General features: G+C 61.5%; 15 protein-coding genes and 1 tRNA gene. 7 read left to right on the plus strand and 9 right to left on the minus strand.

Annotation, left to right across the window (positions count from 1 at the left end; translation table 11 throughout):
- Positions 1-22: 22 nt before the first annotated feature.
- The 5 genes from ACYU70_RS18545 to ACYU70_RS18565 all read right to left on the minus strand — a co-directional run bounded on the left by ACYU70_RS18545 (position 23) and on the right by ACYU70_RS18565 (position 5,347).
- A complete protein-coding gene (locus ACYU70_RS18545) occupies positions 23-1,864 on the minus strand; it encodes a hypothetical protein (RefSeq protein WP_342297941.1) in 1,842 nt (613 codons plus the stop codon).
- A gap of 208 nt (positions 1,865-2,072) precedes the next feature.
- A complete protein-coding gene (locus tag ACYU70_RS18550) occupies positions 2,073-2,345 on the minus strand; it encodes a hypothetical protein (RefSeq protein WP_342297942.1) in 273 nt (90 codons plus the stop codon).
- A 34-nt stretch (positions 2,346-2,379) separates the two neighbouring features.
- Complete coding sequence (locus ACYU70_RS18555) at positions 2,380-3,519, minus strand: Fic family protein (RefSeq protein ID WP_342297944.1); 1,140 nt, start codon at positions 3,517-3,519, stop codon at positions 2,380-2,382.
- Between the two features lie 505 nt (positions 3,520-4,024).
- Positions 4,025-4,097: transfer RNA gene (locus ACYU70_RS18560), tRNA-Met, on the minus strand.
- Positions 4,098-4,246: 149 nt separating this feature from the next.
- Positions 4,247-5,347, minus strand: a complete 1,101-nt coding sequence (locus tag ACYU70_RS18565) for an acyltransferase family protein (RefSeq protein ID WP_342297945.1) — start codon at positions 5,345-5,347, stop codon at positions 4,247-4,249.
- 119 nt (positions 5,348-5,466) lie between these two features.
- Here ACYU70_RS18565 and ACYU70_RS18570 point away from each other — a divergent pair, with 119 nt between their 5' ends.
- The 7 genes from ACYU70_RS18570 (at position 5,467) to ACYU70_RS18600 (ending at position 15,579) form a co-directional block, all read left to right on the plus strand.
- On the plus strand, positions 5,467-6,723 hold the full coding sequence (locus tag ACYU70_RS18570) for a TCR/Tet family MFS transporter (protein WP_342297946.1): 1,257 nt from the start codon (positions 5,467-5,469) through the stop codon (positions 6,721-6,723).
- 68 nt (positions 6,724-6,791) lie between these two features.
- Entirely contained in the window at positions 6,792-7,220 is a 429-nt protein-coding gene (locus ACYU70_RS18575; protein WP_342297947.1) for a hypothetical protein, read from the plus strand.
- A 154-nt stretch (positions 7,221-7,374) separates the two neighbouring features.
- The gene (locus ACYU70_RS18580; RefSeq protein WP_342297949.1) at positions 7,375-7,755 is read left to right on the plus strand and encodes a BlaI/MecI/CopY family transcriptional regulator; all 381 of its coding nucleotides are present in this window, start codon (positions 7,375-7,377) and stop codon (positions 7,753-7,755) included.
- Between the two features lie 2 nt (positions 7,756-7,757).
- Positions 7,758-9,350 carry a M56 family metallopeptidase gene (locus tag ACYU70_RS18585; protein WP_342297950.1) on the plus strand — a complete coding sequence of 531 codons (1,593 nt, stop codon included), beginning with the start codon at positions 7,758-7,760 and terminating at the stop codon, positions 9,348-9,350.
- 156 nt (positions 9,351-9,506) lie between these two features.
- A complete protein-coding gene (locus ACYU70_RS18590) occupies positions 9,507-11,603 on the plus strand; it encodes a M13 family metallopeptidase (protein ID WP_342297951.1) in 2,097 nt (698 codons plus the stop codon).
- Positions 11,604-11,781: 178 nt separating this feature from the next.
- Positions 11,782-13,626, plus strand: coding sequence for a T9SS type A sorting domain-containing protein (locus ACYU70_RS18595; RefSeq protein ID WP_342297952.1), 1,845 nt, complete (start codon positions 11,782-11,784; stop codon positions 13,624-13,626).
- 189 nt (positions 13,627-13,815) lie between these two features.
- The gene (locus ACYU70_RS18600; protein ID WP_342297954.1) at positions 13,816-15,579 is read left to right on the plus strand and encodes a T9SS type A sorting domain-containing protein; all 1,764 of its coding nucleotides are present in this window, start codon (positions 13,816-13,818) and stop codon (positions 15,577-15,579) included.
- 214 nt (positions 15,580-15,793) lie between these two features.
- Here ACYU70_RS18600 and ACYU70_RS18605 read toward each other — a convergent pair whose 3' ends face one another.
- The 4 genes from ACYU70_RS18605 to ACYU70_RS18620 all read right to left on the minus strand — a co-directional run bounded on the left by ACYU70_RS18605 (position 15,794) and on the right by ACYU70_RS18620 (position 19,984).
- On the minus strand, positions 15,794-16,864 hold the full coding sequence (locus tag ACYU70_RS18605; protein ID WP_342297956.1) for a chorismate mutase: 1,071 nt from the start codon (positions 16,862-16,864) through the stop codon (positions 15,794-15,796).
- 53 nt (positions 16,865-16,917) lie between these two features.
- Positions 16,918-17,763 carry a prephenate dehydrogenase gene (locus ACYU70_RS18610; protein WP_342297957.1) on the minus strand — a complete coding sequence of 282 codons (846 nt, stop codon included), beginning with the start codon at positions 17,761-17,763 and terminating at the stop codon, positions 16,918-16,920.
- The gene (locus ACYU70_RS18615; RefSeq protein WP_342297958.1) at positions 17,760-18,938 is read right to left on the minus strand and encodes a pyridoxal phosphate-dependent aminotransferase; all 1,179 of its coding nucleotides are present in this window, start codon (positions 18,936-18,938) and stop codon (positions 17,760-17,762) included. Before ACYU70_RS18615 ends, ACYU70_RS18610 begins: the two co-directional genes overlap by 4 nt.
- 143 nt (positions 18,939-19,081) lie before the next feature.
- On the minus strand, positions 19,082-19,984 hold the full coding sequence (locus tag ACYU70_RS18620) for a prephenate dehydratase (RefSeq protein ID WP_342297960.1): 903 nt from the start codon (positions 19,982-19,984) through the stop codon (positions 19,082-19,084).
- Positions 19,985-20,381: the final 397 nt, after the last annotated feature.

Below are 20,381 nucleotides of genomic sequence, written 5' to 3' on the forward strand. Positions count from 1 at the left end.
TGCATCTGGTTGGAATAGAAAGCTAGTATAGGCCGCCCGTGTTTGGTTTGGGCGTGTACACCTTACCGCCCCGGCCCCAATTAACGCCCGTCGGCTTGGAGTCGCCAAAGCCCAAAGGGTCGGCCTTCTCTTTCGGTGCGGGCTTCGCGGTTAGGGCTTGCGAGTATGGCGTAACGAGCCGCCCGCCTTTCGCCCGTAGTGCATCAATAACCGCCCGCTGTTCCTTCGTGGGAATGCGTGGGTGCCACTTGCCCCCAGTAGCCTGCACGAGCTGCGCGTCAGTGTATTGGTCGGCAGGCACAATCACGCTGTATCGCTTTTCACTTGTGCCGTTGTCGTAGGTCGGGCCGCCGTTGGCGTTATTGCCAATGGCTTGCGGCTTGCCTCCCAAACCGTCGCCCGCTGTCTTTTCCTTATCCACCACTGCGCCCCGGTACTCGGTGCGTAGCTCTGCCTTGCGGGCCTGTTCGGGCGTGAGGTCGTGAATAGTGGAAAGCAGGTGTTGATACGCTTCAGCGGGCGTGGCAAATGGTTCGCGCCGGCCTACCCGCTTGCCTCCAACGTACAGGCTATAATCCCGGCTCGTGAGTTGCATTTGAATCTTGCCATTCGGCGCAGCTTTCGGCAAGTGCGTCGGTTTGCCATCCTGGCCCACAATTTCGGCGCGGGCATTGTCCACCACCACGGGCGTAAACGGCTGGCGGGCGCTCCCAAAGGATTGCCCGACGGTGGGGTAATGGTTCGCCACCAACGTAGCCGAGCCGGGCTTCGCGCCAAGCGTGCGGGCGATTGCGCCGGGCTGCTGACCGGGTTGTTCGTAGTGCGAGAGCTGAAAGCCCACGGCGGGTGTTACCATCACCTCGTCACGGCTGGGCTTCGCAGCGGCGCGGGGTTGTGGTGGGCGCGGGTTCAGTGCCTCCTCGTGGGACTGAGAGTAGGCCAGTTGCGGTCCGAACATCATCGAGAGGTGCCCGTTGCGGCTAATCTTTGGGAGGCTGGGCAACGTGGGGTCAGTCTTACGGGCTTCCTCCCTTGCTTCCCGCTGCTTATTATAGGCAGCTTCCCGCGCATCGGCCAACAACTTCACCGTGCCTTGGTCGAGCAATGCAGCTGCGCCTCCGTCGAGGTTCAGCCGGGGCGAGCCGTCGGCGTTCAGTGCGGGCTTGCCGTGCTCCATGTAAAGCAGTTGGCCCCGTACCTGGTCGGCGTAGTGCTGACCGCCCAATGTGCCCGCTTCGGCTACCTTTTGGGTAATCGTGGGCACCACGTCATGCAGCACCTTCGCCACTACGGCCGGCTCGTTGTAGGTCGTGGGGTCGTTGTCGAGGGCCGCCGCTGTGGCTTCGGGGTCGTGGGCCGTAGCCAGTACGCGCTTGCCATCGGGGCCGATTAGGGTACGCCCTAGCGCTGTGGTGTAGTTGGTGAGGTTACGGGTAGGGTCGTGGGCCAGCTGCCCTGTGCGCTCATCCCAATACCGTTGTTTTTCGGTGCCGTGAATCCGTAGGGCTTCGATTTCCCGCTTGTACTGCGCGGCTTGGCGGGCGGATTCGGTTGCGTCAATCTTGCCAGCCATTTCCTGCCGTTTGATGCCCGTCAGCACATCGTAGGCGTTCGCCGTTTGCTCATCGAAAGCAGGCTGAAACAGGCGGCCGGTTTCTGTCTTGTACTTCAAGTCTTCCTGGTGGGCCTTACCAATTTGTTCGGCCTGCTTCTGCTTGGCTTCGGCTTGCTTCTGCTGGGCAATGTCGCGGGCACGTTGGCCGGCTGCTAGTAAGGATAACGCATCAGGGCCGGTGCGCCCAAGTATGAAGGCTGCGCCGTTACCGGCACTAGGGGCAATTGCTTCGCCGTTGATTTCTGACATTTAGTAGATGATGGTCTACTTGCAAGATAACTCCTAGCACAGGATTTTTTTCTGTCAGCAATCCGTGTGCTGTAGCTGTTCATTTCGACCAAGCGGGGTTGCTGTAGAGATGCCGACCAATTAGGAAACCCGAACCTAAGAACCCGGCACTATCTTGTTAGATGCTACCATCCCTACGCGGCAAGTATCCATCAATGGCATGGCTTTTTTATTCAGTATAAGGCCCCCATTCCGGCAGTTCCACAAATATGGCGTAGTCTGGTAATCTGTCGTCCTCCCCTCCCGCCTCGAAGGCAAATAGGAACTCGATTTCGTTTTTCTCTGTGTCATAGTTGACCTCGACAAAGAAGCCGCTGGGCATCCGGTATAGGTTCACCGCTTGGTGAAAATCATCCCAGCGCCGGGCCAAGTAGGTGCCGCGCTGAAAGACGTTGGCCAGTTGCACCTCGGCGGATAGGTGGTTGAAGTCATGGATGGTCATGGGTAGGCAAGGCAGGGCGCGGGCATAAGGCTTGTTATGATGCGTTGAACGCTTTCATATACGGCTCAAATATGAATAATCTATTCCTACTTTGCCCAGTAGCCTCTCTTAGGTACCCGCTTTCCTGAAGTTGAGCAACTAACTTGTTGGCGGCGCTGTAGCTCAAGTCGCAAATAGTAGCAACTTTCTCGACAGTAACAGCTGGATTTGCGAACAAAGCCGGTAGAAGTCGTAACGCAGATGTTGCACGTTTACCGAAGCTTTTGTGAAAATCCTCTTCCATCTGAGCCTTTAGCTTCAATATTTCGGATAAGGTCTGAACAGCCTGTGTTGCTGTCTGCTCAATTCCTACTAGGAAATATTTGAGCCACTGCACTAGGTCATTCTTCTGACGTACAACAGTTAGGTTATCATAATAAAGACCCTTGTTCTTCTCAAAGTATGCTGAGAGGTAGAGCAGAGGCTTATCTAGTATTCCCTCGCTCACTAGATAAAGTGTAATCAACAGTCGACCAATCCGCCCATTACCGTCTAGAAATGGGTGAATAGTTTCGAACTGATAGTGTGCCATACCAATACGAATAAGTGCAGGCACACTGATTTCGTCATTGTGGAGAAAAAGCTCTAAATCGCCCATCATCTCATTAACATACTTATCATGAGGCGGAATAAATCCTGCATCTGCTAGGCTGTTGCCTCCAATCCAGTTCTGGCTACGTCGAAACTCCCCTGGCTGCTTATGCTCTCCCCGAACGCTGCTAAGCAGTATTTGGTGTGTTTGACGTAGAAGACGAGAGGACAGAGGCAGAGTCTTGAGTTCGTCAATGGCCATATTCATGGCTTTGATGTAATTATTAACTTCCTGCCAATCATTGCGCCGTTCAGGTTGTACCTCCTCCTCTGGCAACACTGCCTCATCCATATTGGTCTGTGTTCCCTCAATACGACTAGATACCACTGCTTCCTTCGTGACGTGAAGCTGAATGAATAGACCAATATTAGGGACCAGTCTAGCGAAGGAATTCAACTCACCTAGCTTCACCGCTGCCTTTTCTAGCAAAGCATTAAGCGATGCTGTACGCCAGGTCCATTCCTGATTGATAGTTGCTGGAACGAAATAGCGGTATGCCATTCCCTTCTCAAGTCTGCCCGCTACAAAGTCTTCTAGGTTCATGTGTATCTATGCTTAAGGAAGTGTACACGAAACTACAATAAGAAAGTTGTTATTATACTTTAACCCACCCAAAGTATAATAACAACTTTCTTATTATAGTTTCGTGTATCATGCACTAAACTACTTGACTAAGAGGAAGCACACTAAAGAAGCATTGCTTAAAAACGTGATTATCAGCGAATAATACACGCATAGAACTATCGAGAACGTTCGCAGGATAAGTTATTGATAGTTATTTCTATAATGAATGAAACTTTTTATAAAAGTTTCATTCATTGAAAACACTGTGACATAGACGACATAGTGTTTCGCACACTATGTCGCACACTGACAATAAAAAAGCCCCTCACAAGATTGTGAGAGGCTTTTATGTGGCAACAGTTGAAGCCACACAAATGAAGCCACACAAAAAGCCTTTTGCATGTCTAGGTTTAATAGTGTGTACCCCTACGCGTACCCTAAGAAAGAAAAAAGGCCGTTTCCTTATTGGAAACGGCCTTTTAGGTAGCGGGGACTGGACTCGAACCAGTGACCTTTGGGTTATGAGCCCAACGAGCTACCAACTGCTCCACCCCGCACTGTTTGGTTCTGCAAAGGTAGAAAAATTTTCTTGTAAAACAAGCCCTCCGTAATCATTTCGCCCTTTTGACGTGTTTTTCTTCTGCTACGGCCGGCGACGCGCCGGCATTTCGAGGGATAACGCACAGGTTATCGGCACTTTGGTTAGCTAAGCTATTTCAGCAGCCACGACAGACGGTTTCTGATACTGGAAGCGGTTTTTGAACCGGTCGAGAGGTTCTTCCATGAAATGCCAGGAAGCGGCGGCCAGCCCGGCCAGCACCGGGCCCAGCACCAGCAGCGTGGGCAGCGGCCCCATCCAAGTGGTGCGCCCGGCGGCATCGGGCACGAAATGGTACACCAGCCGCTGCCAGAACACGAACAGGGGCAGATGGTAGAGGTAGAAGCCGTAGCTGCGCCGGCCCATCCACTGCGCCACGGGCTGCAAGAGGCCGAGCCGCCGGGCGGCGTCCGGGCTGCCCAGCAGCCAGTTGATGGTGAGGAAAGCCGCCCCGGCAATGCACGTCCCGAAGCTGCCGTGCCAGGCCAGCGCCCACGGCCCGCCATCGAACACCCGCACGCCCACGGCCCAGCCGCCCCAGGCCAGCAGTACCAGCCAGCCGCTGCGCCACCGTGCCAGCCAGGCCTGGCGCTGGCCCAGCCGCAGCAGCGTGCCCAGCGCAAACAGGTCGAGGCTGGAGGGCAGCAGCAGGTGCATCATGCCCGAGCCGAACTGCGTCAGCCAGAACAGTCGGAACGCCCAGGCCACGGCCGCCAGCCCTAGCAGCGGCCACACCCGCCGGCCCACCAGTCCCAGCACCAGCGGCCAGAGCAGGTAAAACTGCTCATCTACAGCCTGGGTCCAGTAGTGGCCGCAGCCGTCGCCCCAGCCACGCATTTTGTAAAACAGCAGGTTGGCTCCCGGCAGCAGAAACCAGCCCAGGTGCTGCTGCACGGTTTCGAGGGGCAACAGGTAGCAGCCGGCCAGGGCCAGATAGTAGGGCGGAATGATGCGCAGCACCCGCCGAATGAAAAACGTGCGCAGCTGCGGGCCCCAGCCGCCGGGCGCACCCACGTAGGCCCCGTACTTCCAGATAATGCCCGACACCAGGTAGCCGCTGAGTACGAAAAACAACGCCCGGCCCATCTCGCCAAACGGAAACGGCGGGTGCACCCAGTGCTGCAGCACCACCACGCCCACGGCCACGGCACGCAGGCCATTGAGCTCGGGGCGAAAAGCAAGGGGCGAGGACGGCGGCGCGGTGGGCATATCGAATAAAAGGCCCGCGAAATTACGCGGCAGCCAGCCGGCCCGAATCGGGTAGCCGGCTTTATGCGGACCTTTGCCCTCCCACCCGGCCGCCCTGCGGCTTATTTGCCCGCTTGCTTATGTCTGACAAACGCTCTCCTGCCCTTGGTTTCATTTTCATCACCATCCTGATTGACGTTATCGGGCTGGGCATCATCATTCCGGTGGTGCCCAAGCTCATCGAGCAACTCACGGGCGAGGGGCTGAGCCGGGCCGCCATCTATTCGGGCTGGCTCACGTTTGCCTACGCCAGCGCGCAATTTTGCTTTGCTCCGGTGATGGGCGGCCTCAGCGACAAGCTGGGACGGCGGCCGGTGCTGCTGACCTCGCTGCTGGGCCTGGGGCTCGATTATGTGTTCGTGAGCTTCGCCCCAACGCTGGCCTGGCTGTTTGTGGGGCGCGTGATTGCGGGGGTGGCGGGGGCCAGCTTCACCACGGCCACGGCCTACATTGCCGATATCAGCACGCCCGAGAAACGGGCCCAGAACTTCGGGCTGGTGGGGGCAGCGTTCGGCATTGGCTTTATTGTGGGGCCGGCCATGGGCGGGCTGCTGGCGCATTTTGGCCCCCGCGTGCCGTTTATGGTGGCCGCCGGCCTGAGCTTGTGCAATGTACTCTACGGCTATTTCGTGCTGCCCGAGTCGCTGGCCCTGGACAAGCGCCGGCCGTTTGAGTGGCGGCGGGCCAACCCCGTGGCCTCGCTGCTGCGGCTGGGCAAGTACCCGGCCGTGTCGGGGCTGGTGGCCTCGCTGGTGCTGCTGTACCTGGCGGGCTCGGCCACGCAGTCGGTCTGGACGTTTTACACCATGCTCAAATTTGGCTGGACCGAAAAGTTAGTAGGCATTTCGCTGGCCGTCATCGGGCTGTTTACCGGGCTGGTGCAGGGCGGGCTGGTGCGCGTGGCCATTCCGAAGCTGGGCGCGGCCCGCGCCATCGTGACTGGGCTGCTGTGCTACACGGTGGGCTTCGTGCTGTTTGCCTTCGCGCCCAATGGCTGGCTGATGCTGGCCTTCCTGGCGCCCTACTGCCTGGGCGGCATCTCGGGGCCGGCGCTGCAAAGCACCATTTCGGGCCAGGTGCCGGCCACCGAGCAGGGCGAATTGCAGGGCGCGCTCACCAGCCTCATCAGCGTGACGGGCGTAGTGGGGCCGCTGATGATGAGCTATTTGTTTGGCGAGTTCACACACAAAGGCGCGCCGATATACTTTCCGGGTGCGCCCTTCATTCTGGGGGCGGTGCTGGCGCTGGCCAGTGTGGGACTGGCCGTGCGCTCGCTCCGCAAACACCCGCCGGTGGCCATCAGCGCGGTGCCGGCCGAGGCTATGCCGGCGCACTAGCGGCGCAACGGCAAAATCCCGACTGCCGCCCGGGCCGTACTTTGCCGTTCCATTATTTTGCCCAGCCTATGACGACCGAAACGCCGCAGACCCTGCTTGAGCTTACTCACCGGCCCGATTTGGATATTCTCGTTGGCCGTTGGGCTTACCAGCCGGTTGAGCAGGAACTCCCGGCCGTATACCAGCACGTTGAGGCCGTGGCCTTGCAGGAAGACTGCCGTTTCTGGCTTCAGGACATTCGTCGCCGCACCCTCAACGACCCGCACACGACGGGGTGGCTGCTGAACGACTTTTTTCCGCGCATGGCCCGGCAGCTGGGCGGCCGGCTGTTTGTGGCTTACCTGGTGGGGCCGGCCCTGCACGCATCCATCGTGCAACACCCCAATTACATCTCGGCCGAGGCCTATGACGACAAGCCCTTCGCCATCTCATTTTTTGGCGATGAGGGCGCGGCCATCCGCTGGCTGCAAATTCAGCAAACCGACAAGGTGCACTGAGCCAGCATTATTCCTGACTAACTTTTTATACACTCAAAAGGCTGTTTCCTTATCAGGAACAGCCTTTTTTGCTTTTAGCCAAAATTATTTCAAGGCAGGGGCAATCGCAATTACGAAAACTTCGTAGATTTACGACATAATCGTATCACAGCTTATGTCCACCTCCCTCGAACGCCTCACCCAACCCGAAGAAGACGCCCTGCGGGTGCTCTGGCCGCTGCCCGCCGGCAGTTTTGTGAAGGATGTGCTCGACGGCCTGCCCGCGCCGCCGCCGCCCTACACCACCCTGGCCAGCACCCTGCGCAACCTGGAGCGCAAGGGCTACGTGCGCGCCGAAAAGCTGGGCAACTCCTACCGCTTCGTGCCCCTGATTTCGGCCGATGACTACCAGCGCCGCTCACTGGGCACGCTGGTGAAACAGCATTTCCAGAACTCCTACAAGGACCTAGTGTCGTTTTTCGCGCAGGAAAACAAGGTGAGCGCCGCCGATTTGCAAGAGATTATCAAGCTCATCGAAAGCAAAAAGGAGGACTAGCCATGCTGCCGATTCTCGTTTACCTGCTGAAGGCTAATGTGGCGCTGCTGCTGTTTGCGGCGGCGTATTTCGGGCTGCTGCGTCGGCTCACGTTTTTCACCTTGAACCGGGCTTACCTGGTGTTCGCGCTGCTGTTTGCGGCGGGGTACCCGGCCCTGCCGCTGCCGGCTCTGCTGCCGGCCGAGGCCACTCCCACCGTAGTCTTTGCGATGGTCGAAGCTACGGGGGCCGCTGCTGGTGCCGCTCCGGCGGGGCCCGTGGCCCCAGCGGTAGATTGGGCCGCCGTGGGAGTGGCCTTGTACGCGGCGGGCGTGGCCGTGCTGCTGGCCCGGCTGCTGGTGCAGCTGCTGGCGCTGGCCCGGCTGCGGGCGCGGGCGCGGCCGGCGGTGGTGCAGGGCCGGCCGGTGCGGGCGCTGGCGGAGGCGGTCAGCCCGTTTTCCTTCTGGCAAACCATTTACCTGAACCCCGCCCAGCACCCCGCGCCGGAACTGGCCGCCGTGCTGCGCCACGAGCAGGTGCACGTGCGCCAGTGGCACACCCTGGACGTGCTGCTGGCCCAGCTGGCCCAGGCGGCGGCCTGGTGCAACCCGGCGGCGTGGCTGCTGCGCCGCGCCCTGCTCGACAACCTCGAATACCTGGCCGACCAAGCCGTGCTCGAAACCGGCCTGGTTGACCGCCGGGCTTACCAGTATAGCCTGCTACGCCTCAGTCACGCGGCGGCCGGGCCTTCCCTTGTTTCCCATTTCACATTTCCAACCCTCAAAAACCGTGTTATCATGATGAATTCTCCTGCTTCTGCATTGGCCCAGACCGGGCGCTACCTGCTGGCCCTGCCGCTGGCGTTGGGCCTGGCCCTGGGCGTGGGCGCGGCGCTGTCGCCCGCCGTAGTGGCCGCGCCGTCGGCCGCTCAGGCTGCTGCGCCCGGCCCGGCCGTGTACTACCTCGATGGCAAGCTCAGCGACAAAGCGGCGGTGTACGCCCTCGACCCAAAGAGCATTGCCTACATCCACATGCTGGATGAGAAGCAGGCCCGGCAGGTGTTTGGCGCGGCTAGCGGGGCGGTGGCCATCGTGGTCACTTCTACCAACCAGAACTCGGACGCCGTACTGGCGCTCAACAAGAAAGTGGATAAAGTGGCCCCGCTGATGCCGGCCACGCCTGAGCAAAAAGCCGCCATTGCCGCCGCCCAGGAGTATTTGCAAAAGACCTATCCCAATGCCAAGGTGAATTTCATTGGACCTGACCGCAAGGCCGGGGCTGACGCGCCGCGCTACCGCGCCCAGTTTGAGGACGGCGGCCAGACCAGGCAGCAATATTTCGACGCGAAAGGCCAGCCCGTGGGTGCGCCCACCGCTGGCAAGCCGGTTGGCGCAGTGGCCCCGGCGGCCCAGCCTATCCCCTACCTGGCCGCGCCCGCGCTGGCATACATCACCAAGAACTACCCCGATGCCCGCCTGCTGGCCATGACCGAAGTGCCGGCCGCCGCTGGTAATCCATCGACTTACAAGGCGGAGCTGGCCGTGGGCCGCCGGCCGGTGAGCCTGCTGTTTGATGAGCGGGGCGGGTTTATTTCGGAGGTTTCCTCGGCGCGGTAGGGCTGGTTGGTTTATCAGGACGGTGAAAAGAACGGTCATGCTTCGCCTTTGCGCTACATGACCGTTCTGCTTTTTAGGCAAGGCTCCGTGCAATCATTGGGCAACGGCCTGGGTCTTTGGCGCTACTTTGCGCTTCAAAACCTTGCCCGCCCATCCATGAAAAAAAACCCTACTTATCTCGGCTTAGCCACGGCGCTGGCGCTGGCCGGCTGCACCAGCACCAAGCCGGCCACTACTGCGACCACGGCCACTGTCACGCCGGTAGCCGCCGCGGCCCCGGCCCCCAAAGGCGTAGGCCTTGACATGGCTGACATTGACCGGGCGGTGAGCCCGTGCGACGACTTCTTCCAGTTTTCGGGCGGCAACTGGCTGCGGAATAACCCCGTGCCGAGCTACGCCAGCAGCTGGGGGCCGCGCAACCAGCTCGGCGACCGCACGCAGGCGCTGCTGCGCAGGATTCTGGAAGACGCGGCGGCCAACCGTAGCGCCGCGCCCGGCAGCAATGCCCAGAAAGTGGGCGACTTCTACGCCGCCGCCATGGACACGGTGGCCATCGACCGGGCCGGCCTCACGCCCATAAAGCCGGAGCTAGACCGCTTGGCCGCCGTTCGCGACGCGGCCGGCCTGCGCGCCGAAATCGCGCATTTGCAGGACATCGGGGCCAGCGTATTTTTCCAGGCCGGGGTGGACGTGGACGAGAAAAACACCACCCAGTATGCCGTGCAAATGGGCCAGGGCGGCCTTACCATGCCCAACCGCGACTTCTATTTCAAGGAGGATGCGCGGACGGCCAAGGTGAAGACGGCCTACCGCACGTACATGGCCCAGCTGTTTGGGCTGCTGGGCGAGGCCCCGGCCGTGGCCCAGCGCAACGCTGCCACCGTCGAACGCATCGAAACGCGGCTGGCCAAGGCCTCGCGTACGCCAGTGGAACTGCGCGACCCGCAGGCCAATTACAACAAGCTGACCCTGGCCGCCGCCCAGCAGCGCTACCCCGCCCTCGACCCCAAGGGCTTGCTGGCGGGCATGCAGCTGGGCAAAGCCCAGGAAGTCATCATCGGTCAGCCGGCGTTTTTCGATGAGGTGAATGCAGTGCTGAAAACCGAGCCCCTGGCCGACCTCAAAACCTACCTGCGCTGGCATGTAATGCGCGTGGTGGCCAACGCCCTGCCCACGCCCTACGCCGAAGCGGCCTTTCATTACAACCAGGCCCTGACCGGGGCCAAGCAGCAGGCCGCCCGCTGGAAACGCATGCAGTCCGCCACCGACCAGACCCTGGGCGAGGCGTTCGGCCAGCTCTACGTCGACCAGGCGTTTTCGCCCGAGGCCAAGGCCAAGGCCCTCGAGATGGTGGCCAACATCAAGGCCAGCATGGCCGAGCACATCAAGACCAACACTTGGATGAGCGCGCCCACCAAGACCGAGGCCCTGAAGAAGCTGAACGCGCTGCGCGTGAAAATCGGCTACCCCGACGTGTGGAAGGATTATTCGGCCCTAAAAATCTCGCGGGAGAGCTACCTGAAGAACATTCTGGCGGCCCGCGCCTGGGAGAGCCGGCGCGAGGCGGCCCACTTCGGCCAGCCCATCGACCGCAACGAGTGGGGCATGACGCCGCCTACCATCAACGCCTATTACAACCCAGCACTGAACGAAATCGTGTTTCCGGCCGGCTACCTCCAGCCCCCGTTCTTCGACCCCAAGGCCGATGACGCCATCAACTACGGGGCCATTGGCGGGGTGATGGGCCACGAGATGACCCACGGCTTCGACGACCAGGGCCGGCAGTACGACTCGGAAGGCAACCTGCGCGACTGGTGGACGCCGGCCGACGCGGCCGAGTTCACGAAGCGCGCCGCCGTGGTGGGCAAGCAGTACAGCGCCTTCTCGCCCCTCGATTCGGTGCACGTGAACGGCCAGCTCACGATGGGCGAAAACCTGGCCGATTTCGCCGGCCTCACCGTGGTGTACGGGGCCCTGGAGAAGCAATTGCAGCAGCGCTACGGCAACGGCCCGCGCCCTAACTACGACGGCTTTACGCCCGAGCAGCGCTACTTCCTGAGCTGGGCCCAGCTGCGCCGCACCAACATCCGCCCCGAGGCCCTGCGCCAGCAAATCGCCACCGACCCGCACTCGCCCGGCCAGTACCGCACCATCGGGCCCATCATGAACATGCCGCAGTTTCAGCAGGCCTTCGGCTGCCCCGAGGGCAGCAAGATGACCCGCAGCGCGGTGGATAGGGCGGTGATTTGGTAGCGCACTATTTGGTAGCGCACTAAATCATCAGGGCGGATGAAATGGAGAAGCCCCAGGTGCCAGGCATCTGGGGCTTCTCCATTTTTTTTCGGCGTGGAAGCAGCCTTTTAGCGGGCTGCGCGGTCTGCGGGGTATTGTTGTAATCGTATCCTTGTTAACACATTTTACTTTCCAAACCATGAGACACATTACTCCTCTCGCACCGGGCCGCTGGCTGGCCGGGTTGCTGCTCCTGCTGACTGGGCCTGTGGCCCGGGCCCAGGCCCCGACCTGGCAAATGGCGGTGGCGACCAACCAAACCGGCAGTTATCGCCCCCAAGTGAGCGCTACTGCCACCGATGCCAGCGGCAATGTCTACCTCACCGGGAATTTTTCGGGCACGACCAGCTTTGGTTCTATCACGCTCACCAGCGCACCTCGCATTACCACTCCCGGCAGTACATCTACCTATGACGCCGATATATTTGTAGCCAAGTGGAGCCCAATCAGTAATGATTTTGTGTGGGCCCAGCGCGCTGGCGGAGGTGGGTATGATGCGGCATCTGCCATTGCGGTGGTGGGCACCAATGTATACATAGCCGGAGCCTTTAGTGGGCCTACCGCTACATTTAGCGGCACCACGCTGGTGAATACTACCTACGATGGTACCTCATCCACCGTCTACAATGGCACCGATTTATTCGTGGCCAAGCTCACTGACCTGGGTACCACGGCCAGCTTTACGTGGGCCCAACGGGCCAGCGGCACCAGCAACGAGTTTGCCACCGGCCTGGCCGCGAGTGGCTCCAATGTGTACGTGACCGGGTGGTTCAGCTACAGCCCCGTCACCTTCGGAACGACTACGCTAACGGACTACAGTGCCTTGGGCCACCCGTTTGTGGCCAAGCTGGTGGATAATGGGGCGACGGCCAGCTTTGCCTGGGCCCAGCAGGGCGGCGGCCCGAACGGCAGCGTAGCCACCGCCCTGGCGATAAACGGCCCCAATGTGTACGTAACCGGGCATTTCAGTGGCGCTACGGCTACGTTTGGCCCTTTTACCTTAACCAATGCCAATACCGTCACGGGTCCCATATACGGCAATAGGTCCGATGTTTTCGTGGCGAAGCTCACCGATGCGGGCCTCACGTCCAGTTTTACCTGGGCCCAGCAGGCCGGGGGGGTTGGCTTCGACCAGGCGCTGGCGCTGGCCGTCAATGGAACCAGCGTCTACATCGCCGGGTACTATGGCAGCTACAGCTACAGCCTGAGTGGCGACCTGGGCAATACGCCCGCCACTTTTGGCAGCACCAGCCTGCCCAGCATTGGCGAATACGATGCCTTTGTGGCGAAACTTACCGATGCCGGGGCGACAGCCAGCTTTACCTGGGCCCAACGGGCCGGCGGGACGGGCATCGATTCGGCCACGGCCATTGCGGTGCGGGGCAACAACGTGTATGTAGCCGGAACGTTCCGCAGTACCCAAATCAGCTTTGGAGCCACCACGCTGGCCAAGGCCAGCGGAGCCAGCAACTACTACCGGGATGTATTTGTAACCAAGCTGCTTGATGCCGGCAACGCTAGCAGCTTTGCCTGGGCGCAGCAAGCCGGCAGCTCCACCGACGACTTTGCCACCTCGGTGAGCGTAACCGGTGCCGATGTATATGTGGGAGGAGCCGTTGGCCCAACGGCCAGCTTTGGCAGCCATAGCATCAATAATTCTACTACGCAAGCCGCCTTCCTCGCCACCCTCACCGACCCCACCCTCACCGCCACCAGCGCCGCCCAAAGCAACTTAAGTTTCGCCCTCGCCCCCAACCCGGCCCGCACTGCCGTCGCCCTCACCCTGCCCGCCCTGCCCGGCACCGCCACGGCCACCCTCACCCTGCGCGATGCCCTGGGCCGGGCCCTGCGCACTGAAACCCTAGCCCTGCCCGCCGCCGGCCTGCGCCACGAGCTGGACCTGCGCGGCCTCGCTCCCGGCATCTACGCCGTGCAGGTGCTGGCCGGGCCGGCCACCGCTACGCGCCGCCTCGTGGTGGAATAAACCCTGGCTTTTGCTGCTCATCGGGCTTGAATCTCACTTAAATCGTCGGACCTTTGCTTCCTGATTTGGCAGCCTTTAGCTTTATTCCGGCCCTTGTTATCGAAAAGCCCCGGTGCCCGGCATCGGGGCTTTTTTGCGGCCCAACTTTACCCGATATGCTACGTATTGTCGTGCATATCTCTTATTAAAATGAAATACGTTATCAATTTCTTATCAGGCAGCTGGTTGGCGGGCGTACTGCTGCTGGCCGGGTTGCTGGCCGGATCCGCGGCCCAGGCCCAAACCCCTGCCCCCCTCTGGCAGTCGGCCCTGGTAGTGGGCGGCGGCAGCTCCAATCTATCCATTAAAGCCACCACTTCCAACCTCAGCGGCGACCTATACGTGGCGGGGTCTTTCTCCGGCATTGTTACCATTGGCAGCACCACGATGATTAGCACCGGCGGCACCGACGGCTTCGTGGCCAAGTGGAGCCCGGCTACCAGCGCCTTCGTGTGGGCCTACCGCTTCGGCGGCTCCGACCTCGACCAGGTAACGGCCGTGGCCCTAAGCGGCACCCGCGTGTACGTGGCCGGCACCTTCATCAGCCCCAATGCCGCCTTCGGCACCCTCAACCTGGCCAACTATGGCAGCGCCAACTCGGTGACCACCGATGCCTTCGTGGCCCGCCTCACCGATACCGGCTCTTCGGCCACCGTCGATTGGGCGCAGCAATTTGGTGGCACCAGCCAGGACGCGGCCAATGCCCTAGCCGTGGCCGGCACCAGCGTGTTTGTGGGCGGGCAGTTTGCCAGCGCCACGGCCCAGTTCGGCAGCACCACGCTGACCAGCTCCAATACCGGCACGGCCTACGACGGTTTCGTGGCCAAGCTGACTGATGGCACCACCAGCGCCAGCGTGAACTGGGTGAAGACCATCACGGGCTCGGGCAGCAAGTACGTCAACGCCCTGGCCCTGAACGGCTCCAGCGTGTACGCCACCGGCTCCATCGGGGGCCAGAATGCCACCTTCGGCGCTACCACCGTCCCGAACGGCGGGGCTTCCAATGCCTACGTAGCCAAGCTGACCGATGCGGGCACCACCGCTACCTGGCAGTGGGCGCTGCGGGCCAACGGCGCGGGCACCGACCAAAGCAATGCCCTGGCCGTGAACGGCCCCGTGGTGTACGTCGCCGGCACCTTCTCCAGCACGGCGCTGGCCACGGGCAGCCACACCATCACCAACGCCGGCCCCACCGGCACCACCGATGCCTTCGTGGCCGCCGTGCAGGATGCCGGCAGCACGGCCGTCTGGAGCTGGGCCCGCCAGGCCGGCGGCCCCGACGACGACAAAGGCACCGGCCTGGCCCTCTACGGCAACAGCGGGGTGTATCTGGCGGGCAGCTTTGCCAGCAGCACGGTCACCATCGGCAGCACGACACTGGCGGCCGGCAGCGGTGGCGCCCTGGTGGCCCGCCTCAGTGACGATGGCACCAGCGCCACTGTCGACTGGTCGCAGCGCGGCGGTAGCCCTACCAACACCACCGCTTCGTGCGTCACCATGAGCGGTACCCGCATGTACCTGACCGGCAATTTCCAGAACACGGCCACTTTCGGCAGCCAGACGCTCAACAGCTCCTCGGCCGGCCAGTCCACCAATTTCATGGCCCACCTCATCGACCCCTCCGCCCTCACCACCACGGCCACTACCTCGGCCCTGAGCGGTTCGGACTTTGCGCTCTACCCCAACCCGGCCCACGGTACCTCCACCCTCACGCTGCCCGCGCTGCCCGGCACGGCCACGGCTATCCTCACCCTGCGCGATGCAATGGGCCGGGCCATCCGCACCGTAACCGTGACCCTGCCCACCGCCGGCTTGCGTCAGGAAATGAACCTGACCGGATTGCCGTCCGGCATCTACGCCGTGCAGGTGCAGGCTGGACGGAACACCGCCGCCCGCCGCCTAGTGGTGGAGTAGACGCTGTCGGAGCGCGTCGCGTCTGTCATTGCGAGCATTACGCGCATCAAGCGGCGACGAAGCAATCTGTCCTGTCAACACCAGACATTTTCTTATACCAGAAAGCCTCGGCACTGCACAGTACCGGGGCTTTTCACATCTCAGGGCTTCGCACATTGTACCGGATTGCTTCGGCTACGACTCGCAATGGCAGCACTGCTGCAATGACAAACAACTATCCTTCCATCACCTTATTCTGGCGATTGATGGACTCCAGATGCACGGCAGCCAGGTATTGCTCCACAAAGTCACTGGTGAGGCCTACCGAGGCCCCTTGGCGCTGGGCGCGCTCCAGCACCTCGTTCCAGCGGCTGGTCTGAAGGATGGTTATGTCGTTTTCCTTCTTGTAGAGGCCGATTTTCTCGGCCACAGCCATGCGGCGGCCCAGCAGCTGCATAATCTCGGCATCGAGCTGGTTGATTTGCTCGCGCAGGCCGGAGAGAGCGGTGAGGAACTCGCGCTGGTCGGTGGTTTCGTGCCGCCACACCAGGTCCTGAATCAGGTCGCGCAGCACCTCCGGGGTGATTTGCTGCTTGGCATCGCTCCAGGCGTGGTCGGGGTCGATGTGGCTTTCAATCATGTTGCCATCGAAGCCCAGGTTGAGGGCCTGCTGGGCCACGGCAAACAGTGTATCGCGCCGGCCGCAGATGTGGCTGGGGTCGCAGAGCAGCGGCATTTCGGGCATCCGGCGCTTCATCTCGATGGGCAGGTGCCACATCGGCGCGTTGCGAAAATCGGTGTTGCCGTAGCTCGAAAAGCCCCGGTGAATAAGGCCCACGTGCGTGAGGCCAGCCTTTTGCAGGCGCTCCACGGCCCCTACCCACAGCTCCAGCTCGGGGTGAATGGGGTTTTTCACCAGCACCGGCACGTCCACGCCGCGCAGCACATTGGCAATCTCCTGCACCGAAAACGGGTTGCCCGTGGTACGCGCGCCCACCCACAGAATGTCCACGCCAAAGGCCAGGCAGTCCTCCACGTGCTTGGCCGTAGCCACTTCCACGGCAATGGGCAGGCCGGTTAGCTCACTGGCTTTCTTGAGCCAGGGCAGCCCTTTCGTGCCCACTCCCTCGAAGCCGCCGGGCTTGGTTCGGGGCTTCCAGATGCCGGCACGCAGGGCCTGTACCTTGCCGGTAGCAGCCAGCCGCTGGCAGGTTTCGAGCACCTGCTCCTCCGTCTCAGCCGAGCACGGCCCGGAGATGAGGTAAGGCTTGTCATCGGGCTGGCGATTGAACAGGGCGGATTTCATGGTTGGGTTCATGGTATTGCTTTTAGTATTGATTGATTTCTTGATTTCGTCTATCACGGCAGAATCTTCCGAATGTGATTAGCCTGCCGAATCTGCTCGGCCAGCCCGTCGTAATCTTCCCGCGCCAGCAGCTCGCGCAGGTGCTGTAACTGATGCAAATGCTCATCAAGCACATCGAGCACGTTGAGCCGGTTTTGCCGGAAAATGGGCACCCACGTAGCCGGCGCGCTCTTGGCCAACCGCACCGTCGACTCGAACCCGCCGCTGGCCAAATCGAAGATGCGCTGTTCCTCTTTCTCCTTCTCCAGCACCGTGAGCGCCAGGGCAAATGAGGTGATGTGCGAGATGTGCGACACGTAAGCCGTGTGCACGTCATGGTCGGCCCCGTTGAGGTACAGCAGCCGCATGGGCAGCGCCTGAAACAACTTTTCCACCAGTTGCACGGCGTCATCATCGCTGTGCTCCACATCGCAAAGCACCACCGTTTTCCCCTCAAACAAGCCCGAAACCGCCGCTTCCGGTCCCGAGTGCTCGGTGCCGGCCATGGGGTGCGCGGCCACAAAACGGCCCCGGTGCGGGTGCCCGGCCACCGCCGCCAGCAGTGCCTGCTTGGTCGAGCCGACGTCGATAACCACCTGCTGCGGCGTGATGATGTCCAGCACCGGTGGCAACACGGCCACCATGGCATCCACGGGCACGGCCACCACGATGAGGTCGGCGCGGCGCACGGCAGCCGTCAGGTCGGTTTCGATTTCATCAACCAAGCCCAACTCTAAGGCGCGGCGCGCGTGGACCGGGCTGTTTTCAACGCCGATGAGGTGCTGCGCCAAACCGTGCTGCCGCAGGCTCAGCGCCAACGAGCCGCCGATAAGGCCTAATCCGATTACAGTAACTTTCATGATTTGACAGACTGAGAAGCAACTTGAATGCGCTCCAGCGCCTCGCGCAGCAGCGCTTCCGGCTGGCACAGGCTGGCCCGGATGTAGCCGTTGCCATTGCTGCCGAAAATGCCGCCCGGCGTGAGAAACACGCGCGCCTCGGCCAGCACGGCATCGCTCAGGGCGAAGCCATCGGCGAAGCCAGCCGGCACCGCCGCCCAGATGAACAGGCCCGTCTGGCCTGGCGCGGGCGCGCAGCCCAAAGCTTGCAGCAGCTCTACCACCAGCTCGCGCCGGGCGCGGTAGGTGGCGTTCAGCTCTTGAAACCAGTCGTCGCCCAGCGCAAGGGCCGCCACTGCCGCCTGCTGCACCGGCAGAAACATGCCCGAATCCATGTTACTCTTGAAGCGGAGTACATCGGCGATAACATCGGCGCGGCCGGCCAGCAGGCCCACGCGCCAGCCCGCCATATTGTGGCTCTTACTTAGCGAGTTCAGCTCGATGGCCACTTCGCGGGCCCCGGGCACGGCCAGCAGGCTCACCGGCGGCGTTTCGTTGAGGATGAAGCCGTACGGGTTGTCGTGCACCAGCAGAATATCGTTGGCTTTAGCAAACGCCACGAGGCGTGTGAGAAATGGCAAATCTGCCCCGGCTCCGGTGGGCATGTGCGGGTAATTCACCAGCATGAGCTTCACGCGGGAGAGGTCCGTGGCGGCCAGCGCATCCAAATCGGGCAGCCAGCCGGCGGCGGCCGTTAGGTCGTACTCACGCACCTCGGCTCCGCAGATTTCGGCCACGGCTCGGTAAGTCGGGTAGCCGGGGTTGGGGATGAGCACGGCGTCACCCACTTCCAGAAATGTCATCCCGATGTGCATCAGGCCCTCTTTCGAGCCCAGCAGCGGCAGAATTTCCGTGGCCGGGTCCAGCGTCACACCGTAGTGGCGCTGGTAGAAATCGGCCATTGCGCCGCGCAACGCCGGGGTACCCTGGTAGCTCTGGTAGCCGTGCGCGTTGGGGAGCGCTGCCGATTTGGACAGCGCTTCAATTACGTTGGGGTGCGGCGGCAAATCCGGACTACCAATGCCCAGGCTGATGATATTGGCCCCGGCCGCGTTGAGCGCGGCCAGCTCACGCAGCTTGCGCGAGAAGTAATATTCGCCGGTGTGGGCCAAGCGGCTGGCAATGGGGATATTCATGGTATCAGGTTGAGTTGTTGAGCAAACTCTCCTCCTTACCAAGGAGGGGATGTTTTTGCGCCAGCGAAAACGGGGGTGGTTGTGGGCGTTGAACGGTGGGCGCTAGGTTCGTTCGGAAAATTGTTCGGGCATCGTTCAACGTCTTAACCACCCCAGCCAGCGCTTCGCGCCGGCGTCCCCTCCTTGACAAGGAGGGGAGTTTGCTCGCCCATCGCCTCGGCCATGCTGCCGCGCCGGTAGGCTCCCAGCACCCGCAGCTCCTCCGTCACGGGCTCCAAATCCCGCAGCAGCGCTTCCAACTGGCCGATTTCCTCAAACTCTACATCGGCGTGAAATCCATAGTGCCAGGGTTGGCCCGGCCGGGGGCACGATTGCAGCTTGCTCAAATTCAGTCCGTGGGCAGCCACGCGAGTGAGCACGGCGGCCAGGCTGCCCGGCGCGTGCGGCGCACAGAAATAGAGAGAGGCTTTGTCGGCCTGTGGGTCAGCAACCGCCGTTGCGGCGCGCTCCAGCACCAGAAAACGGGTGTAGTTGTGCGGGTCGTCGTGAATGGCAGGGGCCAGGATTTGCAGGCCGAACTGCTCGGCGGCCTGCGCGCCAGCTACCACGGCCACGCCGGGCGTGCGCTGCTCGGCCAGGAGCTGGGCGCTGTGGCCGGTGTCGTCGGTTTCCACCAGCTTCCAGTGCGGGTGGCGGTCGAGGAACTCGCCGCACTGGCGCAGGGCCATGGGGTGCGAGTGTACGGCCTGCACTTCTGCCAGCGTGGTGCCGGGCAGCGCCAGCAGGTGCTGGTGAATGGGCAGGTACACCTCGCCGGTTACGCGCACGGCGTGGCGCTCCAGCAGCAGGTAGTTGGGCAGGATGCTGCCGGCCAGCGAGTTTTCCATGGCCATAAGGCCGGCATCGGCGGTGCCGTTCACGACGTGCGCCACCACCGCGCCGAAGGTGGCGCAGGCCAGCAGCGCCGGCTGCGCGCCGAAATATCGACGGGCCGCGACTTCGTGGAAACTTCCCTGGAAACCCTGAATGGAAACGTGCTGGGGCATGATGCGTGCGATTTATTGGGCAATAAAAAAGGGCCTCCGTTGTGCGGTGGCCCTGGGCTTGTTGGGAGGCAGTGTGGTGGTTAACACTGGCAACAAAGGGCCGGCTTCTTCGGATAGAAGAAGTAATAAGCGTAATAAAAAAAGACGTGGTGCAGGGTGGTCATCGAAAAACCGGGCATTAAAAAAGCGCCTCCCGAAGAACGAGCGGCGCTGGAGAAGTTTGTGGGAGTTAGCTACAAACGGCGGCTCGTTCTACGCGGTGGCGTAGAAGTAATAAAAGCCAAAAAAGTAGCGCGTCTGGAGCATGGTTGGGTGCGTTTGCGGTTGCAAGGTAGGGATGGATTTGGGAAAAGCAAATTTCGACGGAATTCGTTCGCGCTGAATTAAGCACGTCATG

The sequence above is a fragment of the Hymenobacter segetis genome, from assembly GCF_054776495.1.

Bases quoted from the DNA above. Each gene is read 5' to 3' on its own strand.
- ACYU70_RS18585 (WP_342297950.1), top strand. From the start codon at position 7,758: ATGCTGCCGATTCTCGTTTACCTGCTGAAGGCTAATGTGGCGCTGCTG.
- ACYU70_RS18620 (WP_342297960.1), bottom strand. From the start codon at position 19,984: ATGCCCCAGCACGTTTCCATTCAGGGTTTCCAGGGAAGTTTCCACGAA.
- ACYU70_RS18565 (WP_342297945.1), bottom strand. From the start codon at position 5,347: ATGCCCACCGCGCCGCCGTCCTCGCCCCTTGCTTTTCGCCCCGAGCTC.
- ACYU70_RS18550 (WP_342297942.1), bottom strand. From the start codon at position 2,345: ATGACCATCCATGACTTCAACCACCTATCCGCCGAGGTGCAACTGGCC.
- ACYU70_RS18580 (WP_342297949.1), top strand. From the start codon at position 7,375: ATGTCCACCTCCCTCGAACGCCTCACCCAACCCGAAGAAGACGCCCTG.
- ACYU70_RS18570 (WP_342297946.1), top strand. From the start codon at position 5,467: ATGTCTGACAAACGCTCTCCTGCCCTTGGTTTCATTTTCATCACCATC.
- ACYU70_RS18615 (WP_342297958.1), bottom strand. From the start codon at position 18,938: ATGAATATCCCCATTGCCAGCCGCTTGGCCCACACCGGCGAATATTAC.
- ACYU70_RS18545 (WP_342297941.1), bottom strand. From the start codon at position 1,864: ATGTCAGAAATCAACGGCGAAGCAATTGCCCCTAGTGCCGGTAACGGC.
- ACYU70_RS18575 (WP_342297947.1), top strand. From the start codon at position 6,792: ATGACGACCGAAACGCCGCAGACCCTGCTTGAGCTTACTCACCGGCCC.
- ACYU70_RS18590 (WP_342297951.1), top strand. From the start codon at position 9,507: ATGAAAAAAAACCCTACTTATCTCGGCTTAGCCACGGCGCTGGCGCTG.
- ACYU70_RS18555 (WP_342297944.1), bottom strand. From the start codon at position 3,519: ATGAACCTAGAAGACTTTGTAGCGGGCAGACTTGAGAAGGGAATGGCA.
- ACYU70_RS18605 (WP_342297956.1), bottom strand. From the start codon at position 16,864: ATGAAATCCGCCCTGTTCAATCGCCAGCCCGATGACAAGCCTTACCTC.
- ACYU70_RS18610 (WP_342297957.1), bottom strand. From the start codon at position 17,763: ATGAAAGTTACTGTAATCGGATTAGGCCTTATCGGCGGCTCGTTGGCG.
- ACYU70_RS18600 (WP_342297954.1), top strand. From the start codon at position 13,816: ATGAAATACGTTATCAATTTCTTATCAGGCAGCTGGTTGGCGGGCGTA.
- ACYU70_RS18595 (WP_342297952.1), top strand. From the start codon at position 11,782: ATGAGACACATTACTCCTCTCGCACCGGGCCGCTGGCTGGCCGGGTTG.